Origin of the sequence: Halolactibacillus alkaliphilus (assembly GCF_900115465.1) — a bacterium.
In the GTDB taxonomy this organism is placed as follows: Bacteria; Bacillota; Bacilli; order Bacillales; family Amphibacillaceae; genus Halolactibacillus; species Halolactibacillus alkaliphilus.
On the sequence record NZ_FOWN01000052.1, the window covers coordinates 1 to 8,593 of the forward strand.

Annotated in this window: 6 protein-coding genes and 1 pseudogene; 1 reads left to right on the forward strand and 6 read right to left on the reverse strand. The window is 38.6% G+C overall.

Translation table 11 applies throughout. The features are described 5' to 3' along the window. Nucleotides 1-172 precede the first annotated feature (172 nt). The 5 genes from BM163_RS13240 to ilvD all read right to left on the reverse strand — a co-directional run bounded on the left by BM163_RS13240 (nt 173) and on the right by ilvD (nt 7,917). A complete protein-coding gene (locus tag BM163_RS13240; protein WP_089803655.1) occupies nt 173-1,015 on the reverse strand; it encodes a sugar ABC transporter permease in 843 nt (280 codons plus the stop codon). A gap of 14 nt (nt 1,016-1,029) precedes the next feature. Beyond that, on the reverse strand, nt 1,030-2,334 hold the full coding sequence (locus BM163_RS13245; RefSeq protein ID WP_089803651.1) for a sugar ABC transporter permease: 1,305 nt from the start codon (nt 2,332-2,334) through the stop codon (nt 1,030-1,032). Nucleotides 2,335-2,403: 69 nt separating this feature from the next. Then, entirely contained in the window at nt 2,404-3,711 is a 1,308-nt protein-coding gene (locus tag BM163_RS13250) for an extracellular solute-binding protein (RefSeq protein ID WP_089803652.1), read from the reverse strand. A 327-nt stretch (nt 3,712-4,038) separates the two neighbouring features. Continuing rightward, the gene (locus tag BM163_RS13255; protein WP_229675580.1) at nt 4,039-5,826 is read right to left on the reverse strand and encodes a methyl-accepting chemotaxis protein; all 1,788 of its coding nucleotides are present in this window, start codon (nt 5,824-5,826) and stop codon (nt 4,039-4,041) included. Between the two features lie 405 nt (nt 5,827-6,231). Next, nucleotides 6,232-7,917: a dihydroxy-acid dehydratase gene (gene ilvD / locus BM163_RS13260; protein WP_089803653.1), complete on the reverse strand. Its 1,686-nt coding sequence runs from the start codon at nt 7,915-7,917 to the stop codon at nt 6,232-6,234. A 242-nt stretch (nt 7,918-8,159) separates the two neighbouring features. Between ilvD and BM163_RS13265 the strand changes: the two genes are divergently transcribed. Continuing rightward, complete coding sequence (locus tag BM163_RS13265) at nt 8,160-8,318, forward strand: SIS domain-containing protein (protein WP_089803654.1); 159 nt, start codon at nt 8,160-8,162, stop codon at nt 8,316-8,318. A 67-nt stretch (nt 8,319-8,385) separates the two neighbouring features. On the opposite strand, the pseudogene BM163_RS13925 reads toward BM163_RS13265, so the two are convergent. Then, a pseudogene (locus tag BM163_RS13925) lies at nt 8,386-8,593 on the reverse strand (hypothetical protein); the annotation flags it as partial.

The following is an 8,593-nucleotide window of genomic DNA, read 5'->3' on the forward strand; positions in this document are numbered from 1 at the left end:
ATAGTTTAACAAATGAGGGTGTATAAGTGTGTTTTTTTGATATAAGCTAAGGGCATGTCAGATCAAGGGGTACCACCACATTTAGTATAGAGCCATAAAAAGCGAGCTTTAACTATTAACTATGTTATTTTAAAAAGAGTCACCAGACATTGTCTGATGACTCTTTTGTTTATTAACCTTTTGTTGCACCTGCTGAAAGACCTGAAATCAAGTATTTCTGTAAGAATAAATACACAGTAGCAATAGGGATGGCAATTAGAATTGCACCAGCCGCAAATCGAGTAAAGTTATTTGAGAACTGGTCATTAACGAAGTTAAAAAGACCAAGTGCCAGTGTGTAGTTCTCAGGGCTACGTAAGATAATACGTGGCAAGATGAAGTCCATAAATGGATTCATAAAGTTAAATAATGCTACGACGGCTAAAATTGGTTTGGCAAGTGGCAAGAGAATTTGGAAGAAGATTCTAAAGTGACCTGCCCCATCCATCTTAGCTGATTCATCGAGTTCTTTCGGTAACGTATCAAAGTAACCTTTTACTAGGAAAGCATTCATTGGGATATTACCACCAATATAGATAATAATTAATCCCAGTAAGCTATCCAATAAACCAATCGTATTAAGCAAGATGTATAACGCCACCATCGCCATTAATACTGGGAACATTTGTAGTAAAAGAAAGGCATATAAACCATACGTCCGCCCTCTAAAACGGTAACGACTGAAAGCATAAGCAGTAAAACTAACAAGTAACGTCCCAACTGTTGCCACAGATAGTGACACAATCAGTGTGTTTTTATACCAGAGTAAATAATTACTACGTGGATTTGTGAAGAGCCATTCATAGTGAACGAGGCTCCAGTTTTCAGGAATAATTGATGCACCATAAAGGTTTGAACTTGGATTAAGTGACATACCAAATGCCCATAGGAGTGGATAAATGATAATCACAAACATGACAGCGATTATCGCATACATCACGACTAATTCTAAGGTGTTTCTTGTTTTTCTACTCATTGGTTGACTAGCCATTAGTATTGTCCCTCCTCTTTAAACGAGCTTGAGCGACGGAATTGGAAGAAAGCGAATGTCGCTACAAAAATACCTAAAATAATTGAAATCGCAGCAGCTAAACTATACTGTGAATTCGTAAACGTTAGATTGTATATCCAAGAAATCAAGATATCTGTTCCTCCGGCTGATTGACCACGGACTGGCGGTCCACCACCATTAAAGAGGTAAATGATATTAAAGTTATTAAAGTTAAACGTGTACTGTGTAATCAAAAGTGGTCCTGTCGCAAACATTAAGTGCGGGAACGTAATCTGCGTAAATTTTTGCCAGCGCGTAGCCCCGTCCATATCCGCTGCTTCATACCAGTCACTTGAGATCCCTTGAAGTACCCCTGTAAATAAGGCAAAGACAAACGGGAATCCAAGCCATACTTGAATCATAATAAGCGCTACTTTTGTCCAACTCGCATTCGTTAACCACGGAATAGACGTTCCAAAGAGTGGTTGAATAATATCTGCATTAATGGCACCAAAATTGTCATTAAAAAGTGCGGTAAAGATAATAATTGTTACAAATCCTGGAACGGCCCAAGGTAAAATAAAAACGGTACGAATGAGACGTTTAAATTTAAGACGTGGATCATTTACTAAGATTGATAAAAACATTGCAAGTGCAATTGATAAAGTTGTTGCTAAAAATGTCCAAATCAATGTCCAAGATAATACGTTGATAAAAGTTCCTCTTAACGCTGGAACAGTAAAAATATCAATAAAGTTCTTAAAGCCAACCCACTCTAACAGCGCACGAGGAGGTGCATTGTAAAGAGAATAGTTCGTAAATGCTAAGAATCCCATAAATAAAAGCGGGAAAAGCACAACGAAAATCAGTAAAATTAGACCAGGTCCAACGAGTAAATACGGGAAACCTGTATCCCAAGCATTTCTAAATCCTTCTACCATACCTGGGACCTTCCAGCCCCTTTGCAGTTTTCTAGCATCATTTCTAGCATCAAGAATATTTACGACATAGAAAGTGATAAAAAACGCAATAAAGATGAGTGATAGAATACCTTCACTTAAAAATACCCGAGAATCATCGATACGTTCTTCTACCCCAAGTGTCATTAAACCTGTCACACCCGTTGATAGAAAATCGAACATCGTAATTAAAAACGCTGTAAAGAGGATAAATATAATAGAGCCTTTGATGAAACGTTTATTGTACATTTGACCAAGGCCAGGGATAATTGATAGAAGTGCTGCGAGTGTAGGGTTATGTTTTTTATGTTCTGTAGCTTCGGTCTGTTTATTATTTGTAGCCATTTAGCCTTTCCCTCCTCAGTAAAAGTAAGGAGGGATTGAGTGTAAGAACTCAATCCCTCTCACTCTAACTTATTGTTGCATAATTGCAATATCTTCTTTTAGTAATTCTACAGCTTCATCAAGTACTTCTTGTGGGTCTTCACCTTGAGAAATAAATGTTAAAGCATCTGCGATTGGCTCCCAAACTTTAGACATTTCAGGAATGTTTGGCATTGGATGAGCAAATTGTGTTTGATCAAAGATCGCCGCCATTAACTCATTATCAATTTCAACATCTGTATGTCCAGGAAGTTCACCGGCAATTTCAAAGTAAGTTTCTGAGTTCGCCGCATTTGTTGCAAATAATGCAAGTTCAGTTGCCCAGTGTTGGTGATCAGTGTAATAAGAAACTAACCAACCTTTGTTTCCTGAGAATGAATTTAATACTTCGCCATTTACTTCTGGTAAAATCGCGATGCCTAAGTCATCACCTAACGCACCTTGGTAATCAGGAATAGCCCATGGACCGTTAACAACCATACCAACGTTACCATCCATAAATAGTCCGTTAATAACGTCTAAGTCCGCACCTTGTGGAATTAAACCTTCTTCAAACCAAGATTGAATCGTTGTAGCACCAGCTACAGCACCTTCATTATTCAGACCAATATCACTTGGATCGTAGTTACCATTTGCGTCTTGAGCAAAGATGTAACCACCGTCGCCTGTTAGGAATGGATAAACAAAGTAGAAGTTAAGTGCATCCATCATGAATCCGTATTGATTATTGCTTGCATCTGTTAAGTCACGTGCAATATCCATTAAATCATCCATTGTTTTTGGTGGTTCTGGCACTAATGCTTTGTTGTAGAACAATGCATAAGTTTCAACTACAGCTGGAATACCGTATTGATTGCCTTCATAGTTAAAAGCATTTAATGCTTCTTGGTTGTATCCTGCTAATTGTGCTTCTTGTTCTGGAGTGAATTCTAAAGCAGCTGCCACACCTTGTAAGTGAATATCTCCCATACGATCATGTGGTTGGAAGAAAAGATCTGGACCTTGACCAGATGGACCATCTAACCCAATACCATCTAGTTGATCAAGCATGCTGTAAGGAGTAATAGATACGTCGATACCATACTCATCAGTGAAACGAGCAAAGATTTCTTCGTAAGCGTCTAATTGTTGTTCTTCATCATTTACCCATACAGATAAAGATTCAGGTTTTTCTGGAAGATCTGTTCCTTCATCTTCACCATCTGTTTCTGCTGAATCTGAGCCTGTATCTGTTGCACCGTCATCTGTTGCCTCGTCATCGCCACCACAAGCGACTAAAAACATTGAAAGTACCAACATAAGTAAAGCTGTTAACCAAAATGATTTGCCTTTTAACATGTGTGTTTCCCCCTCTAAAATGAGTGATTAAATTTACATTCCATCTTGCACTCTTTGTCTCCCCCTACTCGCGACTTTTTAAACCGCTTTCAAAGCATTTTCTAACAAACTGTAATTTTGGCAGCTTACGTATGTAGTTTATTAGAACATGAGTGTAAGACTTCCTGCATAAACGGCCTTGCAATTATTTAACTTAGATTAAGTTGTGAAATCGCTTGCACCGCTCGTTAAATTCATTATACTATTAAACGCTTACAAATGACAACCCCTTTTTTTAAAAAAACTTCAAAAACTTTGTAAACGCTTAACTCACTGGTAGTTCTTCATTTATTTATTGACTAAACGACCTGCAGTTTCTTCTAATGATTTCACGTTTGTTGTCAATTCTTCTTGTCGTTTACCTTGATCTTCGATAATATTTGTCACTTCTTGAATCTTATGCTGCAAACCGGTTGCACCATTCGCTAGTTCCGTAACAGATGTCGCTACATCTTCAATTGCTAAGTTAATTTGTTCAACAGATTGATTAATTTCTGACTGTTCTTGTGTTAGTTTTTCATTATCAACAGCTATCGTCTCAAATAATTCTGTTGACTGTTTTGTTTGATCTAAGCTCTGCTTTGTTTGTCGCTCAAAACTTTCAAACGTTTTAACTACCGCTTCCACCTCTTCGAGTAATGAAGCAAGGACATCTTTTGTTTGATTACTAAATGTATTTGTCCCTTGTGATAGTTTTCTAATCTCATCAGCAACAACCGCAAATGTTCGACCTTCTTTACCAGCTTTAGCCGCTTCAATAGACGCATTAATTGCTAGTAAATTCGTTTGATCGGCAATGTCATCAATACCTTGTATAAAGGATGTAATATGATCGAGTTTACTTTCAATTGAATCAATACGCGCTTTTGTTGAATACGTTTGATCTGTTAGTTTATTCATTGTTTGTTCAAGTACTATCATTAAATCTTTCCCATTAACTGAAATAGATTTCACACCTTGTAAACGGGCATTCATATGCTGCATAGACGTTTGAATTTCTTCAGCTGAAGCGGACACTTCTTCTGTTGTCGCAGAGATGGTTCCGGTGAAGTCGGTCTGTTTTTCCATTTCATCACTAAATGCCTGCATCATCATCTCTATATCATTCATCCCTTGCATTTGTTGATCCGATTGATCAGATGTTGTTCTGACGACATTAACAACTTCAGTTGCTACTGATTGACTTTGTTTTATCAGCTGATCTAATTGCGAACCCATCTTGCTCAATCGTTCATCGATTAAACCGAATTCATCTTTGCGTGATTTGGATTGGGTAAATGCTAAATCCCCTTCATGGTAATGGCGAATGCGATTCATCACATAAGTCACACCTTGTTTTAAAGTAGCCGCAAAGATAAGTAGTGTGATCAGGGGTACGATAATTAATATGAGTAACGCTCCCATAATGACGGTACTTGATGTTTGTAATGCTGTTTCCATTTCTTGCGAAACGGTCTCACGTTCAGCTTCTAGTTGGGAGACAATCCGACTATTCACATTTTCAATGACTTGTAAATTTCGTGTAATGACAGGCGTCACCCGCATCGCGATTCGGTCTTGTTCATCCCCAACGAAGATCGTTGTGAAATTTTCTTCATAAATACTTCGATAATCTGTCAACGCCGTGTCAAGATTAGTAAAGTAATTATGTAAAGAACTATCACTTGAGATCGTTTGATTTAGTTCATCAAAAATGGTACGCGCATTGCTCAAACTCTCTTCGGCATCTTCTACGACATCTTTACTATAACCAGATGATACGAGTTGATAGTATTTGATACTCGTCGTATTAAGTTCATTTACTAAATTAGAAAAATCTTGTTGGAAACGTGCGGATTGATCTAATGACGCACTTGTCTCCTCTACTCTTGATGCATTAGTAAAGATGAGTCCAGCTGCAATCACACAGATTAAAACGATCAAGGCGATAAGACCATACAACTTGTGGATTAACTTCCGATTACTTACCGATGTTTTTGCATCCGCTTTCATTTCTCGTTGCTTAAAGCGGCTCATCCACTTACTTACTTCAGGTTGATTTTTTTCTTTAGTTCTTCTTTGCTTAAGTATCTTCACTTATTTCACCCCTATGTCTGTAATGAACGCAAAAGCTCATCGTTTGTACAACAAACCTGCGCAAACGATTCCACAGGAGCAGTATAACACTTTTTACAAAAAAAGGCCACAACTTTTTTCCTACACCACACCCCTTCAAAACGAATGCTTTAAGATATGCATTTCATCATTTTTGTAATTTTCTCTCCATTCAATCTTGATTGAAAACGTCTTTATAAATTAATTTAACTAACGCTTAAATTAAGTATAGGCGATAGACGCCCTGTTCACAATATCATAATCTGCTCAGAAATCAGTGGAATCTTACATTGTCACTTTGCCCCATAAGTTAGATTAAAAGCGGGGTAACGACCAATATGGTCATTACCCCGCAATTTATTCTTACACTTATAATTTAAGTGTTTGTTACACATTCTCAAATAGATCAGTAACCGCTCCTTTTGAACTACAACTCACACTATGCGCATATTTACCTAAGACACCACGCTGATAGAGGGGTGGACGTTTCCATAAAGCAAATCTTTCCTTGATTTCCTTTTCATCTACATGAAGCGTTAATTCTTGGGTAACAGAATCGATCGTAATCTCATCATTTTCTTTTACGACCGCAATCAAACCAAAGTCCATAGCCTCGGGTGCGATATGACCAACAACCAATCCGTGCGTACCACCTGAGAAGCGACCATCTGTAAGTAGAGCGACTTTTTCACCAAGGCCCTTACCTACAAGTATCGCAGAAATAGATAACATCTCCGGCATACCTGGCCCGCCTTTTGGTCCTACCCCACGAATAATCAAACAATCTCCAGAATGAATCTCATTATTCATCACCGCTTCTGTCGCAGCTTTCTCTGACTCAAATACGCGTGCTGGTCCCCTATGACAGGTCACTTTAACACCTGATACTTTTGCTACGGCACCCCGCGGGGCTAAGTTTCCTTTTAAAATAACGAGAGGTCCCGTTTCTCTATACGGATTATCAAACGGTCGAATAATGTCTTGTCCTTCCTTTAAATCTGGGAACTCAGCTAAGTTCTCTTTCACGGTTTTTCCTGTCACTGTTAAACAATCTTCATGCAGATAGCCGTGCTTAAGTAATAATTTCATCACGGCTGGTACACCGCCCACTTTAAATAGATCTTCCATTACATATTTACCACTAGGCTTTAAATCCGCTAAATGCGGGACTTTTTTCTGTAGCCTATCAAAGTCATCCATCGTAATGTCGACATCGAGTGTATTCGCTATCGCTAACAAATGTAAAACAGCGTTGGTTGAGCCACCTAAGGCCATAACAACTGTAATCGCGTTTTCAAACGCGGCCTTTGTCATAATATCTTTCGGGTAAATTTCCCTTTCAAGTAAATGATAGACCGCTTCTCCTGCGCGTGTTACATCTCTATATTTCTCTTTAGATTCAGCGGGGTTTGATGAACTTCCTGGTAAACTCATCCCCATTGCTTCAACGGCACTTGCCATCGTATTCGCTGTATACATCCCACCACAGCTACCAGCCCCTGGACAGGCAGCACATTCGATTCCGTGGAGTTCTTCATCTGACAAGTCGCCATTGTTATGTTTACCGACTCCTTCAAATACAGAGACAATATCTAATTTCTCACCATTTCGATAGCCAGGCGCAATCGTTCCCCCATAAACAAATATGGCAGGCACGTCTGTACGACTAATTGCAATCATGCAACCGGGTATATTTTTATCACAACCACCAATCGCGACATAAGCATCTAAGTTTTCAGCTTGAATAACAGTCTCAATCGAATCTGCGATAACATCACGACTAGGTAGACTATAGCGCATGCCTTGTGTCCCCATGGAAATACCGTCAGAAACAGTGATTGAATTAAAAATCATCCCTGTCGCACCTTTTTTTACAACACCTTCCTTTGCTTTTTCAGCTAAGCGGTTTAAATGTATATTACACGGCGTGACTTCACTCCACGTGCTGGCAATACCTATCATCGGTTGTTTAAAGGACTGATCAGTTAAACCAACCGCCCGCAACATCGCTCGATTAGGGGCACGGGTGGCTTCATCAAAAACATGACTCTTAATACGTAAATCTTTACTCATCACGTTCACTCCATTCCTTTTTCTTTAACTATAACGTGCACTGTTTAAATTTTCAAACTTTTAAGTAAATTTATTCTTTAACACTTTCCGTTGAGTAAAATTAAAAGCAAAACAACCAGATAAAGTACGGATACTCTTGCTTCGGGCGGACCAACTACATATTTTAGTTTTGGTGTTAGTAAAGGGTTAGGAGAGTTACTTTTTTATCGTTTACGACGGATAGGACAGAAGGTAGAAGTGAAATGATTGAAACATTGCTTCATTTAAAACAAGATGATGTTGTTATTCTTTTTAGTTTTAGTCGCCTGATAGCGGAAACACAGGCATTGTTATCAGTGTCTCGCAAAAGAAAACTATCAACCATTGCAATTACTGACCAGGAAGCGTTGGCAATCGAGTAGGAGGTAGGTGATTAATTCACCTACCGACCTCTCACACCACCGTACGTACGGATCCGTATACGGCGGTTCAATAATTTAAGTATCGTTTTAATTTATAGTCAGATCTAAATTGACTTGCTTTCAAGCGAAGGTTTAAATTTCTTAGCCCCCACTTCAATAGTCGCTCATTTGATAGTGCTCGATGAAGGGCAGGTGTTTTTGAATTATTCCAATACCCCTTCCTACTCGCAGCTAATTTAAGTGCTTCGTTATGAGATATTCCGTATTTTCGAAGT